General features: G+C 64.5%; 14 protein-coding genes. 1 reads left to right on the forward strand and 13 read right to left on the reverse strand.

Annotated features, from left to right (window positions below; genetic code table 11):
* Window positions 1-57 precede the first annotated feature (57 nt).
* Window positions 58-915, reverse strand: a complete 858-nt coding sequence (locus tag KOM00_RS05730; RefSeq protein WP_216497875.1) for an SDR family oxidoreductase — start codon at window positions 913-915, stop codon at window positions 58-60.
* 97 nt (window positions 916-1,012) lie between these two features.
* On the opposite strand from KOM00_RS05730, the gene KOM00_RS05735 reads away from it, so the two are divergent.
* Window positions 1,013-1,414, forward strand: coding sequence for a winged helix-turn-helix transcriptional regulator (locus KOM00_RS05735; RefSeq protein WP_216497876.1), 402 nt, complete (start codon window positions 1,013-1,015; stop codon window positions 1,412-1,414).
* A gap of 36 nt (window positions 1,415-1,450) precedes the next feature.
* Here the strand turns inward: KOM00_RS05735 and KOM00_RS05740 are convergent, their stop codons facing one another.
* From KOM00_RS05740 to KOM00_RS05795, 12 genes are all read right to left on the reverse strand, one after another.
* Entirely contained in the window at window positions 1,451-3,100 is a 1,650-nt protein-coding gene (locus KOM00_RS05740; protein WP_216497877.1) for a PAS domain-containing sensor histidine kinase, read from the reverse strand.
* A 102-nt stretch (window positions 3,101-3,202) separates the two neighbouring features.
* Window positions 3,203-5,188, reverse strand: a complete 1,986-nt coding sequence (locus KOM00_RS05745; RefSeq protein WP_216497878.1) for a (Fe-S)-binding protein — start codon at window positions 5,186-5,188, stop codon at window positions 3,203-3,205.
* Window positions 5,189-5,334: 146 nt separating this feature from the next.
* Window positions 5,335-6,678 carry an electron transfer flavoprotein subunit alpha gene (locus KOM00_RS05750; RefSeq protein WP_216497879.1) on the reverse strand — a complete coding sequence of 448 codons (1,344 nt, stop codon included), beginning with the start codon at window positions 6,676-6,678 and terminating at the stop codon, window positions 5,335-5,337.
* A 12-nt stretch (window positions 6,679-6,690) separates the two neighbouring features.
* Complete coding sequence (locus KOM00_RS05755; RefSeq protein ID WP_216497880.1) at window positions 6,691-7,503, reverse strand: electron transfer flavoprotein subunit beta/FixA family protein; 813 nt, start codon at window positions 7,501-7,503, stop codon at window positions 6,691-6,693.
* A 152-nt stretch (window positions 7,504-7,655) separates the two neighbouring features.
* Window positions 7,656-8,477: a CoA-transferase subunit beta gene (locus KOM00_RS05760; RefSeq protein WP_216497881.1), complete on the reverse strand. Its 822-nt coding sequence runs from the start codon at window positions 8,475-8,477 to the stop codon at window positions 7,656-7,658.
* 1 nt (window position 8,478) lies between these two features.
* Window positions 8,479-9,444 carry a CoA transferase subunit A gene (locus KOM00_RS05765; RefSeq protein WP_216497882.1) on the reverse strand — a complete coding sequence of 322 codons (966 nt, stop codon included), beginning with the start codon at window positions 9,442-9,444 and terminating at the stop codon, window positions 8,479-8,481.
* Between the two features lie 99 nt (window positions 9,445-9,543).
* Complete coding sequence (locus tag KOM00_RS05770; RefSeq protein WP_216497883.1) at window positions 9,544-10,701, reverse strand: acyl-CoA dehydrogenase family protein; 1,158 nt, start codon at window positions 10,699-10,701, stop codon at window positions 9,544-9,546.
* Window positions 10,702-10,747: 46 nt separating this feature from the next.
* Window positions 10,748-11,665, reverse strand: a complete 918-nt coding sequence (locus tag KOM00_RS05775) for an electron transfer flavoprotein subunit alpha/FixB family protein (protein ID WP_216497884.1) — start codon at window positions 11,663-11,665, stop codon at window positions 10,748-10,750.
* Between the two features lie 9 nt (window positions 11,666-11,674).
* On the reverse strand, window positions 11,675-12,451 hold the full coding sequence (locus KOM00_RS05780) for an electron transfer flavoprotein subunit beta/FixA family protein (protein WP_216497885.1): 777 nt from the start codon (window positions 12,449-12,451) through the stop codon (window positions 11,675-11,677).
* A gap of 28 nt (window positions 12,452-12,479) precedes the next feature.
* A complete protein-coding gene (locus KOM00_RS05785) occupies window positions 12,480-14,597 on the reverse strand; it encodes a heterodisulfide reductase-related iron-sulfur binding cluster (protein WP_216497886.1) in 2,118 nt (705 codons plus the stop codon).
* A gap of 95 nt (window positions 14,598-14,692) precedes the next feature.
* Complete coding sequence (locus tag KOM00_RS05790; protein WP_216497887.1) at window positions 14,693-15,832, reverse strand: acyl-CoA dehydrogenase; 1,140 nt, start codon at window positions 15,830-15,832, stop codon at window positions 14,693-14,695.
* A gap of 181 nt (window positions 15,833-16,013) precedes the next feature.
* Window positions 16,014-16,796: an enoyl-CoA hydratase/isomerase family protein gene (locus KOM00_RS05795; RefSeq protein WP_216497888.1), complete on the reverse strand. Its 783-nt coding sequence runs from the start codon at window positions 16,794-16,796 to the stop codon at window positions 16,014-16,016.
* Window positions 16,797-16,800: the final 4 nt, after the last annotated feature.

Raw genomic sequence — 16,800 nt, forward strand, 5'->3', positions numbered from 1 at the left:
CGTCCGGTAACACCGGCGGGCCTTTCTCTTTGGAAACTCAAGGAACAAATATCTGCGTCAGGCACCTGCTTTGCCTTTTGCTATCACCGCTTCCAGGGAGGTGGTCGGCCTGCCGATCAGGGAGCTCAGCTGATGACTGCCGTCGAAGAGGCCGCCCTTGGCGGCGCCGCTGTCGGAGTCGGCCAGAAGCGCTGCGAGGGGTTCAGGAAGTCCGACCGATACGAGGAGTTGTTTGTACTCGAGCTCGGGAAGGTTCACGTAGTTGACCGGCTTGCCATACTGGCGGGATATCTCCGCAGCGAACTCGGTGAGGGTGTAGGTGGTGTCACCGGCCAGTTCGTAGACCCGTCCCCGATGCCCTTCCGAGGTGAGCACGGCGACGGCCGCTTCCGCGTAATCGGCGCGGGCGGCGGATGCAATCCGGCCATCTCCGGCGGAACCGTAGAAGGAGCCGTGTTCGACGGCTGGAGCAATGCTGGCAGCGTAGTTCTCGGTGTACCAGCCATTACGCAGGATAACGAAGGGGATGCTCGATTCGCGGATCAGCGTTTCGGTGGCGAGATGCTCGGCGGCCAGGCCGAGCGGAGAGCTGTCGGCGCGCAGCAGGCTGGTGTAGGCCAGGAGCTTCACGCCAGCCTTTTTCGCCGCTTCGATAACGGTGCGGTGCTGGCTGACGCGCTGCCCGACTTCGCTGGAGGAGATCAGCAGCAGCTTCTCGGCACCGGCAAGGGCGGATGCCCAGGTCTCGGGGGAGTTGTAGTCGGCCTGGCGCACATGCACCCCGAGAGAGGAGAGGTCCTTGGCCTTGTCGGGGTTGCGCACGGCGGCGACGATGCGGGAAGCGGGAACCTTCTTGAGCAGCGATGCGATGGCGAGGCGTCCTAACTGTCCGGTTGCTCCGGTAATGACGATCATGTGACTATCTCCTTTATGTCTGCGTTGGATCTATGTTACAGGTGGAGCATAGCAACAACGATTACAAAAAGTAAGTACGCACAAAAAGGTAAGTGTCATGAGTGAGCCGGAAGTAGTGAGCCTGTCGGACCAGATGCGCCGCGGGGAGCTGTTCTGCGTGCAGTGTCCGTCCCGGGAAATACTGAAGCATGTGACCAGTCAGTGGGGAGTTCTCGTGCTGGTTGCCCTGATGGAAAAGACGCACCGTTTCAGCGAGTTGCGGCGCAAGGTGGGCGGGGTGAGTGAAAAGATGCTGGCGCAGACGCTCCAATACCTGGAGAGGGACGGCTTTGTCGACCGGGTCTCCTTCCCGGTGGTGCCGCCCCACGTGGAATACTCGCTGACCCCGCTGGGGAGGGCCATCGGCGAGAAAGTCGAGTCGCTGGCCGACTGGATCGAAAGCAACCTGCCGAGCATCATGGCCGTTCAGAAGACAGTGCCCCCGGAAGTCGTCGAATAACAGACGAAGGGGGCGAAGGGGCTTCCGCTTGGGTTTTCACCCGCCCAGGGTGAAGTAGAAGGTGGCACCCTTGCCCACCGTACCCTCGCCCCAGATCCTGCCGCCGTGGCGCTCGACGATCTGGTGCGAGGTGGCAAGCCCTATCCCCATTCCGTCGAATTCGGAGCCGTGCAGCCGCTCGAAGGGCTTGAAAAGCTTGCCCTGGTAGCTCATGTCGAAGCCGGCGCCGTTGTCGGTCACGAAGAAGGCTTCTTCGCCGGAGGCGGTGGACTTGCCCACGGCGATCCTCGGGAAAGGGGTCTTGGAGGTGTACTTCCAGGCGTTTCCCAACAGGTTGCCCAAAAGCTGGTTGATCAGGTGGGCGTCTCCATGGACGGTGAGCCCGGGCTCTACCTCCTGGCATACCAGACGATGCGGCTCGGTTTCCTGCAGCATCTGCAGGATGGCGGCCGCGGCGGCACTGAGGTCGACGGGTTCAGGCAGGATGGGTGCCCGCGCCACCTTCGAGAGTTCCAGCAGGTGGTCGATGAGCGCCCCCATCTGGTTGGCGGCGCCCCTCATCCGGTCCAGATAGGTACGGGCCTCGTACGGCAGCGCCTGCCCGTACTCCTCGATGAGGATCGAACTGTAGCTGCTTATGTGCCGCAAGGGCGCCCTGAGGTCGTGCGACACCGAGTAGCTGAAGGACTCGCGCTCCCGGATGGCCGCCTGCAGGTCGGCGGTGCGCTGGCTGACCCGCTGCTCGAGAAACTCGTTGGCCTGTTTCAGCTCCTCCGTCTTGGCGAGCAGCCTGTTCTGCATCTGCTTTTGCTGGGCGACGTCCCAGGTGAGGTCGGCGAAGAGGGTGACGGTACGGACGTCGGCTTCGGTGTAGTCGGTGGCCTTGTTGCCGACGCCGAGGATGGCGACCACCTCCCCGTTCCTTTTGACCGGCATCACCAGGATGCGCACGACCGGGGCGTGCCCGGCGGGGAGCCCTTTGCGGTGGGGGAGACTTTCGTAGTCGTTGTAGATGGTGGCTTTGCCCAAATGAAGGCAATCGACCCAGACGCCGGCCTGGTCGATACTGTAGTGGCGATCCCGATCCTCGATGCCGCAGAACCTCTGCAAGGTGTTGGTGGACCAGGCTCTCAGTTCCACGCTTTTGCTCGCGGCATCGAAAAGGTGATAGAAGCCGATGCTGCTTTCGGTCAGCCTTTCCACCTCGTCGAGCGCTTCCACCATGAGCTCTTCCAGGGTATGCGCATCGGCGTACTGCATCAGGTTGATGCGGGAGAGATGGATGTCGTTGAGCCGTTTATGACAGGAGATGTCGTGCATGGTCACGAAGACCTGGTACGGCGAGGACTCCCCGGGGTGGAACATAGGGATGGCGTTCAGGTTGAACCAGCAGAAATGTCTTTTTTGCGGGTTGAAGACGCCGGCTACGAAGTCGAGCACGGGACGGCCGCTTTTGAGGGCGACCATGGAGGGGTGCAGCTCGGGAGGAAGTTCGGACCCGTCCTCCGCGATGACGCGCCAGTCCGGGTTCATCGAGGTCCGCCCCAGGAACTCGTCGCGCGTCAGGCCGAACATCTCCAGGGCGGCCGGGTTGACATCGGTCAGGGCGCCGTCAGCCGACTGGAAGAAGGCGCCCTGGGCCATCCGGTCGAACAGGGCGTGGTACTTGGCTGCATCGTCTCCCATTGCGATCCCTTCCGGATGAGGTTGCCGCGAAACCGGTGCAGGCTATCACATTAACGGGAGATAAAAAAGATTTTTAACGCGGCGTTGGCAAATAACCCGTTTTCAGGGGCGCAGCCCCTCCGCCACGACCTCAGCCAGTTCTTTCACCCTCACCCCGCCCCCCTGCAGGTCCTTCAGGCCGTCCTCCATCATGGTGAGGCAGTAGGGACAGCTGACGCAGATGGTGTCCGGTTTCTGCCGCAGCGCCTCCCTCACCCGGTTCAGGTTTATCCTCTCCCCTTCCTGCTCCTCCTGCCACATCCGCCCCCCTCCCGCCCCGCAGCAGAAGGAGCGTTCCGTGTTGCGGTCGAACTCTGCGGGTGCGGCGCCGGTAACGGCCTGCAGGGCATGCCGGGGGGCGTCGTAGACGTCGTTGTGCCGCCCCAGGTAGCAGGAGTCGTGAAAGAGCAGCCGCCCCAGGTCGGAAACCTGCTTCTTCAGCTGCAACCGCCCAGCGGCGAGGAGTGCGGCTATCAGTTCCGAGTGGTGCACCACTTCCAGTTCGACGCCGTACTGGCGATAATCGTTCTTGAGTGCGGAGAAGCAGTGAGGGCACTGGGTGACGATTTTCCTCACCCCGCGCTCGGCGAAGAGGCTGACGTTATCGCGCGCGGTCCGGTCGAAGACGTACTCGTTGCCCAGACGGCGCAGGCTGTCGCCGCAGCAGCGCTCATCCTTGCCCAAGGTGCCCCAGGAGACGCCGGCGGCGTCCAGGATCGTGGCCAGGGCAACCGTCACCTGCTTCTGCCGCGCATCGAAGGCTCCCGCGCAGCCGACGTAGAGCAGGTATTCGGTCTTACCCGCTTCGAACGGCCTGACCTCAAGGGCTGAGTGCCACTTGGTCCTCTCGGTGGGGGCGATCCCCCAGGGGTTGCTCCTCGCCTCGATGTTTTCGAAGAAGGTGGCCAACTCCTCCGGGAAGGCGGACTTCATCTGCACCAGGTGGCGGCGCATCTTGACGATCTTGGGCATGTGCTCGATGAGCACCGGGCAGACGTTCATGCAGGCCCCGCAGGTGGTGCAGGCCCAGATGCCCGGTTCGGTAGCGCTCCCCTCCCCTGCCGCTCCGATGAGCGGCAGCGCGGGCTCCTCCCCGGCCCGCAGAGCGGCGCCGTTGGCCAGGAGGTTGGTCTTCACGGCATGGATCACGGCGCGCGGGTTGAGCGACTTTCCCGTTGCGGCAGCGGGGCAGGCCTCCTGGCAGCGGCCGCACTCGGTGCAGGAAAAGGAATCGAAGAGATCCTTCCAGGTGAACTGGTCCACCCGCCCGACGCCGAAGCTCATCCCCCTGGCGAACTCCTCGCGGGGCTGCGTGTTGGGGCGCTCCCGGCCGGCAAGGAAACAGTTGGGGATGGCGGTCAGGATGTGCATGTGCTTGCTCCGGGGGAGGTAGGCGAGAAAGGAGAGGAGCGCGAGGGCGTGCAGCCACCAGGACCAGGTCGCCAGCGCCGAGGGATCGGCCGCCAGCGCCACCGGCAGGTGTCGCGCGATGAAGGCGGAGACCGGCATGGCGGCGGGATCCTCGCTCCCCATGGCGATCCTCGCTGCGTGCAGGCCGAAGTAGGCCAGCATGAGCAGGGCGATCAGGGAGAGGATCAGGAACGCCTCCGGGCTGCGCGCCTTGACGTAGTCGCTGCTCAGGGAGGGTTCGGGGAAGAAGAGCCTGCGGGCGCAGGCGATGAGGACGCAGGCCAGGCTCAGGAGGGAGACCAGGTCGAAGAGCAGAAGCAGGGCGTGGTGGAGCGGCGCCGGGAGCACGGCGAAGGTTGCCTGCGGCAAAAGGCCGCTCGCCAGGAACTCGGCGTTGGCGACGGCGAGGATGATGAAGGACCAGAAGATGACGAAGTGGTTCAGGCCGAAGGGTTTGCCCAGCACCCTCTGCTGTCCGAAGGCGAGCCGGAACATCCGTAGGCAGCGCGCACCCGGCGCATCGAGGCGCTCCTCGGGACGCCCGAGGGCCACGAGGCTGAACCGCCGGCAGCAGCCGAGGACGAAGACGGAGGCGGAGAGAAGCAGGAGTACGGCGAAGAGTTTCGGGTTCGGGGACATGGTCAATCCTTTAGATGCACAAAGGCTTTAACGCAAAGGCGCGGAGCCGCAGAGACGCAAGGAAAAAACTTATGAGGGGTAACCCTTTACTTCTTTGCGCCTTCGCGCCTTGGCGCCTTTGCGTTGGGGCTTTTTTGTTTGGTCTTTTAGCCGTTGCTGCAGACGGCCGTTTCCGGCGCCTTCTGCTTCAGGCTCCGCAGCCGCTCGGTGAGGGCCGGGACGACTTCGAACAAATCTCCCACGATGCCGAGATGGGCGACTTCGAAGATGGGGGCCTCGGGGTCACGGTTAATGGCGATGATCACGTCGGAGTCCTGCATCCCGACCAGGTGCTGAATGGCGCCGCTGATGCCGCAGGCGATGTAGATCTTGGGACGCACCGTCTTTCCGGTCTGCCCCACCTGCCGCTCGTGCGGCATCCACCCGGCGTCGACGGCGCTGCGCGAGGCGCCGACCACGCCGCCCAGCTCGTCAGCCAACTCCTGCAGCAGCACGAAGTTCTCCTTCCCCATCATGCCGCGCCCGCCGGAGACGATGAACTCGGCGCCGGCGACATCGACCTGGTCCTTGCTCCGGTCCGAGACAATTTCCAGCACCTTGGTGAGGATCTCTTCTTCCCGCACCTTGCTGCGCACCCTGATCACGGTGCCGCTGCTCCCGGCGACTCGCTCGGGCAGCGCCATGACGTGGGGACGGACCGTCGCCATCTGGGGCCGGAACTTGTCGCACATGATGGTGGCCATGATGTTGCCGCCGAAGGCGGGACGGGTCTGCATGAGGTTGCGGCGCTCGTCGATGCCAAGCCCGGTGCAGTCGGCGGTGAGCCCGGTGCCGACCACGGTCGCCACGGCTCCGGCCAAGTCCCGTCCCAGCCCGGTCGCTCCCATGAGCACGATCTCGGGGCGGTAGCTCTCGATCAGCCGGCAGACCGCCTTCAGGTATGCCTCGGTGCGGTAGTGCCGGAACACCGGCTCGTCGACGAGGTAGGCCTGGTCGGCCCCGTAGCAGAAGGATTCGTAACAGAGCTCCTCGACCCGCGAGCCCACCACCACGGCGGAGAGAGGCACCCCCAGGGCGTCGGCCAGCTCCCTTCCCTTCCCTATCAGCTCCCAGGAGACCCGGGCCGGCTCTCCTTCGGTCTGCTCGACGAAGACCCAGACACCGCGATAGGCGGCGAGTCTTTCGGAAAGGGCCCGCGCCTCCGGATCGACTTCCTCCTCGCCTCCGGCGCGTTCCCCGGCCAGTTGCTCCAGGATGCGCCGCTCTCCCGCCGTGAAGACGATCTCCAGCGCCTGGGCCGGGCAGACCTTGACGCACTTCACGCAGCCTATGCAGCTCGCGGCAACGATCTCGGGCTCGCCGCCGTCGGTCATCTCGACGGCGTTGACCGGACAGGCGCTTTGGCAGCGCCCACCGCAGGCGATACACCTTCCTTCCAAAAGCCGCGCCTTCCCTCGCGGCCTCTTCGTCCCTCCCTGCGCCTCGCTCATCACCTGGGCTCCCTATACGACGAGCAGATCCCTGCTCAAAAGTTTGTCGACCAGCAGGTCGGCGGCTCCTGCCGGGTCGGCGGCGCCATCGCCCACGATCTCCCCTTTCTGCCTTTCCGGGGAGAAGATGCGGCTCACCCAGGTCGGGGAGCCTTTCAGGCCGATCCCTTCCTGGTCCAGCTGCAGCTCCCGGTTGCTCCAGACCTGCACCGTCGCCTCCGCGGACTCCAGCCGCATGGGGACGGTCGGGTAGCGCGGGCGGTTCAGTTCGCGCACCACGGTGAGCAGCACCGGTAATGGTGCCTCCACGGTCTCGTGGCGCCCTTCCAGTTTGCGCCGCACCGTGATCCTCCCCAGCAGGGGATCGAGCTTCTCGATCCGGTCCACCAGGGTGAGCTGGGTGTAGCCGAGCCTGGTGGCGATACCGGGGCCCACCTGGGCCGTGTCGCCGTCGATGGTCTGCTTGCCGCAGATGACGATCCCCACTTTTTCCCGCAGGTTCAGCCTCCCGATCGCCTCGGAGAGCACCCGGCTGGTGGCCAGGGTGTCCGCCCCGCCGAAGACGCGGTCGGAGAGGAGGATGGCCTCATCCACCCCGAGGGCCAGCGCCTTCTTGAGGGTGGCCTCGGCATTTGGGGGCCCCATGGAAAGTGCCGCGACTCTGAAGCCGAAGCGGTCCTTCAGCCTGAGGGCCTCTTCCAGGGCGTGGGCGTCGTAGGGGTTGACGATGAAGGGGATCCCTTCGCGCACCAGGGTGTTGGTCACCGGGTCGATCTGTACCTGGGTTGTGTCCGGCACCTGTTTGATGCAGGCTACGACTAGCATTGCCAGCTCCGTTGACGTTGACGTAAAATGCAAAACCTGGTCAAAAAAATTTCTACTTGTTCTTGATCCCCGGCCGGATACGTCCACATCCCCTCTCCCGGAGGGAGAGGGGACTAATGGAAGATCATCGCCTATGAGGAAATAGTTTTGGGTTACACCGGTTTTACCTTGGGAATGAAGATCTGTCCCGGATCGAGCACCTCGTGGATGAAGTGCAGCTCCTCCCTGGTGGGAGGGAGGGTCTCGCCGCTCACCCGCGTGATGTCGAGGTCGAACTGGCACATGTCCCGGATCTGCTCGGGAGAGTTGCCGGCGTGGCAGGTGTCGAGGTAGATCCGGCCGCTCTCGTCGTCGAAACGGAACACCCCGAGCGTGGAGATCACCGCCGAGGGGCCGCCGCGGTAGGCAGCGCCGTAGAGCTCGCGCCGGTGCACCGTCTCGCCTCCCGGCCACTTGCGCACCCGCCACCCGGGGCTCGTGATGTAGCTCACCTGCTCGGTGAAGCGGCGCTTCTCGTGCACCATGATGAACACGGTGCGCCTGGCGAAGGAGTTGATGTCGGGGTTGCCGCCGCTGCCGGTCAGGCGCAGTTCGGGGTTCAGGTAGTCGCCGATGCAGGTGGTGTTCACGTTGCCGTACTGGTCCACCTCGGCCCCTCCCAGAAAGCCGAGGTCGACGTAGCCGCGCTGCGCGATGCTGAAGGCGTCGTGCAGCCCCGAGGAGCGCGAGGCGCCCATCTCGCAGCGGGCGTCGCCTACCGAGGTGGGGATCTCGGGGGGGCGGCCGTCGAGCGTCCCCGCCTCGAAGATCAGCTTGAGGTTGGGCGCATGGGTCTTCTGCGCCAGCATGATGGCCACCATGGGGAGCCCGGTGCCGGCGAAGACGATCTCGTTGTCCTGCACCTCGCGGGAGGCGGCGCAGCAGAGGAGGTCGGCCAGCCCGTATTCTTCCGGTTTTGCGAACTCTTTGTCCATGTCACTGCCCCCTTTTCACGCCGGTGCTGTACTTGAGCGCGGTGTTCGCCTTCAGGTTCAGCATCTTCGGCCAGCCGAGTTTTTCCAGGTAGGCCAGGTGATCCAGGCCATGGATCCACTCCTTGGCGAAGTCGTCGAAACCTTCCTGGGTCCTGGTCCCGGCGTAGAAATCCTTCAAAAACGCGCCGTCCACGTCGTAGCGGCCGAACATGCCGGTTGGGTGGGCGCCGAAGGGGACCTCGAGGATGTGATCCACCTCGAAGCTGGTGATGGTGTTCAGGTCGCTCTCGCGCCGCAGGTACTCCTCCGGGACGATCTCCTCCGCCATGACGATGGTGACGTCGGCCGCCCTGGCCACCTCGGGGTCGGAGTAGAACTGGCCGTTCACCCGCACCGTCCCCTCCTCCCCCACCTGCTGGACGCAGAGGATGGCCACGTCCACCTTGGCCGCCGGGACCAGCACCTGCGCGCCCGCGCCGTAGAAGGGGTCCTCGGTGAAGCGGTACTTGTGGCTCGGGATGCGCTTGCCGTCGCGAAGCCCCGCGTTCCCCAGCGTGTCGTAGGCGGGGTTGTGGATGTCGGTGCCGAGCGAGGTCTGGGTCACGGCGTAGGGGGCGCCCGAGGCGGCCGCGCTGAAGCGGAAGAGCATCTCGGCGTGGCTGTAATCCTCGACCAGGATCTCCTTGTTGCCGACCTTCCTGGAGAGGTTCGCGCCGTACTTGCCGTAGAGCTCGTGGCCGACCCAGCACGACTCCCAGATGTCGACGCAACCGGCGCCGACCAGGAACTCGGTCTGCGGCCCGCCGTTCACCTCGATGAGGTGGAGCCCCTTCCTCCCCTGCCTGATCAGCTCGTAGACGAGCGCGAAGGGGCGCCGCCAGATGGTGAAGCCGGAAAAAGTCAGGCTGGAGCCGTTCTTCACGATCTCGGCCGCCTGCTGCAACGTGATCCGCTTGCCGCTACTCATGCGTCCCTCCTAAAGGCAGATTAAGACTAAGACAGAGATTAAGTTTTGGGGTAAGCAAGGGATCTTCTTAATCTTAATCTCTGTCTCAATCTGATTCGTTCAGCTGAGGTTCTTCAGAATCTCCCGTGCGATGATGAGCCGCTGGATCTCGCTGGTTCCTTCGTAGATCGAGGTGATCCTGACGTCGCGGGCGTATCGCTCGACCGGGAAGTCCGCGGTGTAGCCATACCCTCCCAGCATCTGCACCGCGTCGTAGCAGGCGCGGTTGGCAGCCTCGGTGGCAAAGAGTTTGGCCATGGACGCCTCCTTGGCGAAGGGACGGCCGCTCTCCTTGCGGAAGGCGGCGTTCATGAGCAGCAGGCGCGCCGCCTCCAGTTCGGTGTAGCTGTCGGCGATCTTCCACTGGATGGCCTGGAAGCTGCTGATCTTCTGCCCGAACTGCACCCGCTCGGCGCTGTACCTGGTCGCGTAGTCCATGGCGGCGAGGCCGACCCCAAGCGCCAGGGAGCCGATACCGATCCTCCCCCCGCCCAGCTCTGCGACGGCGATCCGGAAACCGTCGTTCAACTTCCCCATCAGCGCGTCCTTCGGGATGCGGCAGTTGTCGAAGACAAGTTCGTTGGTCGCCGAGGCGTGCTGCCCGGTCTTCTCCTCCTGCTTGCCGATCACGAGGCCCGGCGTCCCCTGCTCCACCAGGAAGCAGCTGATCCCCTTCCCTTTGGGGGCCTCCCTGTCGGTCACGGCCCAGACCACGAAGACCCCGGCGTAGGGCGCGCTGGTGATGAATATCTTGGAGCCGTTCAGCACCCAGCTGTCACCGTCGAGGAGCGCGGTGGTGGTCATGCCGGCGGGGTCCGAACCGGCGCCGGTCTCGGTGAGGGCGAAGCTCCCTGCGGCGTAGGCACCGGAACAGATGCGCGGGATGTACTTCTCCTTTTGCTCCTGCGATCCGATGGCCTGGATCACCTCGCAGACCATGTTGTTCACCGAGACGGTCACCGCGGTGGAGGCGCAGGCACGGGCGATCTCGGTCATGGCGACGCTGAAGGCGACCACGCCCGCCTCGGAACCGCCATACTCCCCCTGGACGTTCAGCCCCATGAAGCCAAGCTCCGCCAGCTTCTTCAGGTTGGCGAGGAACGCGGGGCGGTCCCCCTCCCGGTCCAGCTTCGCCGCGAGCGGTTCCAGCTCGGAACGGGCGAAGTTGCGGGCGGTTTCCTGTATCAGCTTCTGCTCTTCGGTCAGATCGAGAAACATCGGTGTCTCCCCTTGGTTACCTGCTCAGGCAGGATCGGTTACTGGTTCATCTCGCGCACTTGGCGGTGAAGGCGGGGACGAACTGCATCACGTCCGCCACCACGAGGACGTCGGCGATCTCGCCGATCGGGGCGTCCTTGTCCTTGTTGATGGCAACGATGAAGTCGGCCTTCTTCATACCCGCCAGGTGCTGGATGGCGCCGCTGATGCCGCAGGCGACGTAGAGCTTGGGGCTCACCGTCTGCCCGGTGGTTCCCACCTGGTGGCTGTGATCGACCCAGCCGGCGTCGACCACCGGGCGGCTCGCGCCGAGTTCGCCCCCGAGGGCACTGGCCAGGGCGGCGATGACCGGGACGTTGTCCTTCTTGCCCACGCCACGGCCGGCGCTCACGATGACCTCGGCCTTACTGAGGTCGACCCCCTTCTGTTCGGCGGCCTCGTAGCCCACGAACTCGATGGCGGAGGCGGTCCCCGACAGCTCCAGCCGTTCCGGCTGCGGCGTACCCTGCGGCTCGCCGGACGGGGTGAAGGCACCCGCCTGGATGGTGAGGACGCAGCGGCCGCTTTTGGGCGTCACGGTCCGGCGCAGCTTCGCGTTGCAGGCATTCACCTCGTAGGCACCCTCGTTGAGCGCCACAATCTCGGAGACTTGGCCCGCCTTTAAAGCGACGGCGACGCGCGGGGCGAGGTCCCAGCCGTAGGAGGAATGGACGAAGACGATGCAGTCCGGGTTTTCCTTCTCGACGGCCTGCAGCACCAGTTGCTTGTGCTGGTCGGGGTTGTACTCGCCGTATTTGGCGGCATCGGCCAGGTAAAGCGTGCCGTCATATTTCGGGAGTTCGCTATCGCTCCCCACCAGCAGCATCACGCTGTCGGCGCCGAGGCGGTCGGCGAAGGCCTTGAGTTCGTAGGTGGTGTCGAGGAGCTTCCCCTGGCGGTATTCCCCTATCAGTAACGCTTTCATGGTCTCCTCCTATCTGAGCACCGCGGTCTTTTCCTTCAAGATCCCCATGAGCCGGTCCACCTGGGCACCGATCTCCCCTTCCAGCACGAGGCCGCCCCCCTTCTTGGCCGGAGGGTAGATCGCCGCGGTGGCGGTCAACTCGGCCTCCCCGGTGAGCTCGGCCGCCGTCAGGGAGGCGATCTCCTTCTTCTTCGCCTTCATGATGTTGGGGAGCGTCGGGTAGCGCGGGGTGTTGAGCCCCAGTTGGCAGGTGACCAGCGCCGGGAGCTTCAGCTTGGCCACTCCCTTGATCCCACCTTCCAGCTCTCTCTTGACGGTGATGGTGCCGCCGTCGTAGCTGAAGCCGACCAGGGTGGTGGCGCAGGAGACGCCGAGGAGCTCCGCCACGATGACGCCGACCTGCGCCGAACCCCGGTCCTGGGACTGCATCCCGGTGAAGATCAGGTCGAAACCTTCCCCCTTGGCGTAGCTCGCGATCATCGAGGCGATCTGCCAGGGATCTTTCTGGTAGTACCTGTCGTCCCGGATGTGGACGGCGCGGTCCCCACCCATGGCAAGGGCCTTCTTGATCGCCTCCACCGTCCGCTCGGGGCCGATGGAGAGGACCGTGATCTCGGGCTCACCGCCCAGCTGCTCCTTGAGCTGCACCGCCTGCTCCACCGCGTACTCGTCGTATTCGTTCATGCGGAAGGCGAGATCGCTCTCGTCGTACCAGGTCTTTTCACCGTTGGGCCTGAAGCGGGACTCCATGTCCGGCACCTGTTTGATGCATACCAGTATCTTCATAGCTTCCTCCTCTGAATTCTTTGCAGCGTCATGCCGACACGCCTTCCGCAGCCGCCAGCCGCTGCTCTTCCGGCGGCGCCGACTCCTTTCTCCCGGACGCCTCGGCCAGCGAGACCACCGCGGCCAGGCTCACTTCCCTTTCCGGCGTCCCGAAGTTCACCGGCATGGCCAGCCGTTCCACCACGACTTCGGCCAGGTCACGCACCGCCAGCTTCCCTTCGCAGTCGCCGGTCTTGATGCCGTCCTCGAACATGGTCAGGCAGAAGGGACAGTTGGAGACGATCAGCGGCGCACCGGTCGCCTCGGCCATCCGGACCCGCTGCACGTTGATCCGGCTCCCCAGCTTTTCCTCGGCAAGGATCCGGCCGCCGCCGGCGCCGCAGCAGAAACTCTCCAGCCCCGACCTCTGCATCTCGTTGATCCTGCCACCGGCGACGTGCAGCACGTTGCGCGGCTGCTCCATGATCCCCTGGTAGCGCCCGAGGTAGCAGGAGTCGTGGTAGGTGTAGTCGAACTGGTGCGGAGCAAGGGCGAGCGTCCCGTCCCCGATCAGCCGGTCGATGAAGACGGTGTAGTGTTCGACCTCGATGTCGAGCCCGAGGTCGCGGTAGTCGCGCCCCAGGGTGTTGAGACAGTGCGGGCAGGTGGTGACGATCTTTTTGACCCCGTATCCCTTGATCAGCTCGATGTTCTCCTGCGCGGTCATCTGGTAGAGGTACTCGTTGCCCAGCTTGCGCAGCGGTTCGCCGCAGCAGCGCTCCTCCTTGCCCAGGATGCCGACGCTCACCCCGGCCGCGTTGCAGATCTTCACGAAGCTCTTGGCGACCTCCTGGTTTCTCTTGTCGAAGGAGGCGTAGCAGCCAACGAAGTAGAGGATGTCCGCCTCCTCCCCTTCAGATAGGTGCCGTACCGCGAGACCGTCGGACCATTTGCCGCGCTCGGCGTAGGCCATGCCGAAGGGGTTGCCGTTCACCTCGACGTTGTTGGCCGCGACCATGACCTCCTCGCCGGGGAACTCCCCCTGCATGAGGACAAGGTTGCGCCTCATCTCGATCACCTTGTTGACGTGCTCCACCTGCGCCGGGCAGATCTCCTGGCAGGAGCGGCAGGTGGTGCAGGACCAGAGGGCGTCCCGTCCCACCGTCTCGATCAGGTCCGCCTGCGGCGCAGTACACGCGGTCTCGCCTATCTGCTGCACCACCTGCATGGGCGAGAGCGGCTTCTCGGTGTTGAAGGCGGGACAGCGGTCCTGGCACCTCTTGCAGCTGGTGCAGGCGTCGGCATCGAAGATGTCCTTCCAGGTGAGGTCGGCAACCTTGTCCACCCCGAAATGCTCCACCCCTTCCGCCTCCAGGTCGATGGTGTCGATGCTCCCCTTTGGCCGGAGATCAACGAAGAGATAGTTGGCGGGGGTGGTGATCAGGTGACGGAACTTGGTCCAGGGGATGGCGGCGATGAAGCCGGTGACCAGCAGGAAGTGGCACCACCACCAGAGCCGGTGCAGCTCCTTGAGGGACTGGAGGTCGAGCGCGGCGAACTGGCCGGCGACCATGAGCCCTATGGGCGAGAAGCGGGCCAGCTCCGGATTCTGGTGCAACTCGGTGGCGGCCATGCGCGCGCCTTCGGCGAAAAAGCCGGTGACGATTATGGCGGAAAGCAGGCCGTGCATCAGGTAATCGTCGCGGGTGATCTTGAGCCCTTCCGGCCGGGCCACGAAGCGACGCAGCGCGAGACCGAAGAGGGTGACGAGCGCGGCCAGCCCGGCCAGGTCCAGCACCAGCGAGTAAGCCTTGTAGAAGGCGCCGGTGAGGATGACGACACCGAAGAGCGGCTGCGAGAAATCGGCCTGGGCCATGACCAGGAGCGTCCCGATGAAGAGGACGGCGAAACCCCAGAAAAAGAGCGCGTGCGGGATCCCCGGGCCGGCGACGCGCAGCACCCTGACCTGGCCGAACAGGTTCGTCGCCGTCAGCGCGATCCGTTCACGGAGGTTGTCCATGCGGTTCAGGGGCCTCCCCTGCCGGTAGACCTCGATCCGCTTCCAGCACCCGTAGGCACAGGCCGCGAAGGCCATAAGGGTGAGCAGGTACATCGGGAGCACCACGCCGTGCCCTACGTTCCAATAGATTTCCCTGGTAGCTTCCATGAAGTCACTCCTGCTTGTTAACCGATCGATGCCGATGCCCCCTCCCGGCCTCCCCCTCGGGGGGAGGAGCAGGCGGGTGTCACGAGACGGCGCCGTTAGGAGAGCAGTATCTTCGAGATGACCACCCGCTGTACCTCGTTGGTCCCCTCGTAGATCTCGGTGATCTTGGCGTCGCGGAACATGCGCTCCACCTCGTAGTCGCAGATGAAGCCGTAGCCGCCGTGGATCTGGATCGCCTCCTTGGTGACGTAGGTTGCCGCCTCGGAAGCGAGCATCTTGCACATGGCCGACTCCGCCGTGTAGTTCTTCTTGGCGTCCTTGAGGCAGGCGGCCTTGTAGGTCATCAGCTTGCTGGTCTCGATGCGGGTGTACATGTCGGCCAGCTTGAACTGGACCGCCTGCAGCTCGCAGATGGGATGGTCGAACTGCTTGCGCTCCTTGGAGTAGGCGAGGGCCCGCTCGAAGGCGCCCTCGGCGATGCCGAGCGCCTGGGAGGCGATGCCGATGCGCCCGCCGTTCAGGGTGTCCATGGCGATCTTGAAACCCTGCCCTTCCTGCCCCAGGAGGTTCTCCGCCGGGATGCGCACGCTGTCCAGCGCGAAGGCGGTGGTGTAGCTGCCGCGAATGCCGAGCTTTTTCTCATTCTTGAGGATCTCGACCCCCGGTGAGTTGAGGTCGATGATGAAGGCGGAGACGCCCCTGTGCTTGAGGCTCTTGTCGGAGGTGGCGAAGAGGACGCCGGTGCCGCGATAGCCGCCGTTGGTGATGAAGATCTTGGAGCCGTTGATGACGAACTCGTCCCCCTCGCGCCGGTAGGTGGTCGAGATGGCCCCGGCGTCGCTGCCGGCATCGGGCTCGGTGAGGAGGAAGCAGCCGATCACCTTGCCGGTGTTCAGCGCCGGGAGCCACTTCTTCTTCTGCGCCTCGGTGCCGAAGGTGTAGATCGGGCCGCAGGCCAGGGAGGTGTGGGCCGAGATAAGTACGCCGCTGGAGCCGCAGGCCTTGGAGACCTCCTCGACCACGATGGCGTAGGAGAGCATGTCGAGGCCGGCGCCGTCGTACTCCTCGGGGAGGTAGCTCCCCAGAAAGCCCATCTCCGCCATCTTGTTGACCAGCGAGTCCGGGATCATGTGCTCCTCGTCGATCTGCATCGCGATCGGCTTGATCTCCTTCTCCACGAACTCGCGCACCGAATCCCTCAATACCTTGTGGTCCTGGCTCAATTCGAAATCCATTGCATCCTCCCTTTTGGTTACCTGTTTAGAGAACGACTCGTAACGGTTATTCCCCCTCTCCCTCTGGGAGAGGGGCAGGGGTGAGGGATCGCGACCCAGCAATTGCCCTGCAATCAGCAGCGCCCTCACCCGGCCTTCGGCCACCCTCTCCCGGAGGGAGAGGGAACGTGACCGCTCCCCGCTATTTCCCCTGGAACTGCGCCTTGCGCTTCTCCACGAAGGCGCCCATGCCTTCCTTCTGGTCCTCGGTGGCGAAGAGAACCCCGAAGAGGGAACTCTCGTAGCGGAAGCCGTCTTCTTTGGTCATGTTGAGCCCGTTGACGATGGCGTTCTTTGCGTACCCGACACCCAAGCTGCCGTTCTTCGCGATCTCCCGCGCCAGCTCCAGGGCCTTCGCCGCAAGCTCGGCCTGGGCGACCACCTCGTTGACCACGCCCCAGGCGAGGGCTTTCTGGGCGTTGATCATCCTGCCGCTATAGACCAGCTCCTTGGCCCGGTTGGGACCGATGAGACGGGAGAGGTTCTGGGTGCCGCCGAAGCCGGGGATGATGCCCAGGGTGACCTCGGGGAAACCGAGCTTGGCGTTGTCGGAGGCGTAGATAACGTCGCAGGCGAGCGCCAGTTCGAGGCCGCCCCCCAGGGCGTAGCCGTTGACCGCTGCGATCACGGGCTTGCTCATCTTCTCCATGAAGAGCATGACCCGCTGCCCCTGGAGGGCGAAACGGTGCCCCTCGAAGGAGGTCATGTCCGCCATTTCCTTGATGTCCGCGCCGGCGACGAAGGCCTTTTCTCCCGCACCGGTGAGGATCACCACCCGCACGGCGGGGTCCTGCTCCAGTTTGTAGAGGGTGCACTCCAACTCGCCAAGGACCTGGCTGTTCAGCGCGTTCAGGCTCGCCGGCCGGTTCACGGTGACCGTCGCCACTCCCTCGACGATCTCGCAGAGGATGTTCTGGTTTTCCATGATG

The sequence above is a fragment of the Geomonas diazotrophica genome (genome assembly GCF_018919385.1).
Lineage (GTDB): Bacteria > Desulfobacterota > Desulfuromonadia > Geobacterales > Geobacteraceae > Geomonas > Geomonas diazotrophica.

What these genes read in the sequence shown, in the direction of transcription:
- KOM00_RS05765 (WP_216497882.1), bottom strand. Translation starts at nt 9,444, where the DNA reads ATGAGTAGCGGCAAGCGGATCACGTTGCAGCAGGCGGCCGAGATCGTG.
- KOM00_RS05735 (WP_216497876.1), top strand. Translation starts at nt 1,013, where the DNA reads ATGAGTGAGCCGGAAGTAGTGAGCCTGTCGGACCAGATGCGCCGCGGG.
- KOM00_RS05780 (WP_216497885.1), bottom strand. Translation starts at nt 12,451, where the DNA reads ATGAAGATACTGGTATGCATCAAACAGGTGCCGGACATGGAGTCCCGC.
- KOM00_RS05770 (WP_216497883.1), bottom strand. Translation starts at nt 10,701, where the DNA reads ATGTTTCTCGATCTGACCGAAGAGCAGAAGCTGATACAGGAAACCGCC.
- KOM00_RS05750 (WP_216497879.1), bottom strand. Translation starts at nt 6,678, where the DNA reads ATGAGCGAGGCGCAGGGAGGGACGAAGAGGCCGCGAGGGAAGGCGCGG.
- KOM00_RS05795 (WP_216497888.1), bottom strand. Translation starts at nt 16,796, where the DNA reads ATGGAAAACCAGAACATCCTCTGCGAGATCGTCGAGGGAGTGGCGACG.
- KOM00_RS05745 (WP_216497878.1), bottom strand. Translation starts at nt 5,188, where the DNA reads ATGTCCCCGAACCCGAAACTCTTCGCCGTACTCCTGCTTCTCTCCGCC.
- KOM00_RS05775 (WP_216497884.1), bottom strand. Translation starts at nt 11,665, where the DNA reads ATGAAAGCGTTACTGATAGGGGAATACCGCCAGGGGAAGCTCCTCGAC.
- KOM00_RS05785 (WP_216497886.1), bottom strand. Translation starts at nt 14,597, where the DNA reads ATGGAAGCTACCAGGGAAATCTATTGGAACGTAGGGCACGGCGTGGTG.
- KOM00_RS05740 (WP_216497877.1), bottom strand. Translation starts at nt 3,100, where the DNA reads ATGGGAGACGATGCAGCCAAGTACCACGCCCTGTTCGACCGGATGGCC.
- KOM00_RS05760 (WP_216497881.1), bottom strand. Translation starts at nt 8,477, where the DNA reads ATGGACAAAGAGTTCGCAAAACCGGAAGAATACGGGCTGGCCGACCTC.
- KOM00_RS05755 (WP_216497880.1), bottom strand. Translation starts at nt 7,503, where the DNA reads ATGCTAGTCGTAGCCTGCATCAAACAGGTGCCGGACACAACCCAGGTA.
- KOM00_RS05730 (WP_216497875.1), bottom strand. Translation starts at nt 915, where the DNA reads ATGATCGTCATTACCGGAGCAACCGGACAGTTAGGACGCCTCGCCATC.
- KOM00_RS05790 (WP_216497887.1), bottom strand. Translation starts at nt 15,832, where the DNA reads ATGGATTTCGAATTGAGCCAGGACCACAAGGTATTGAGGGATTCGGTG.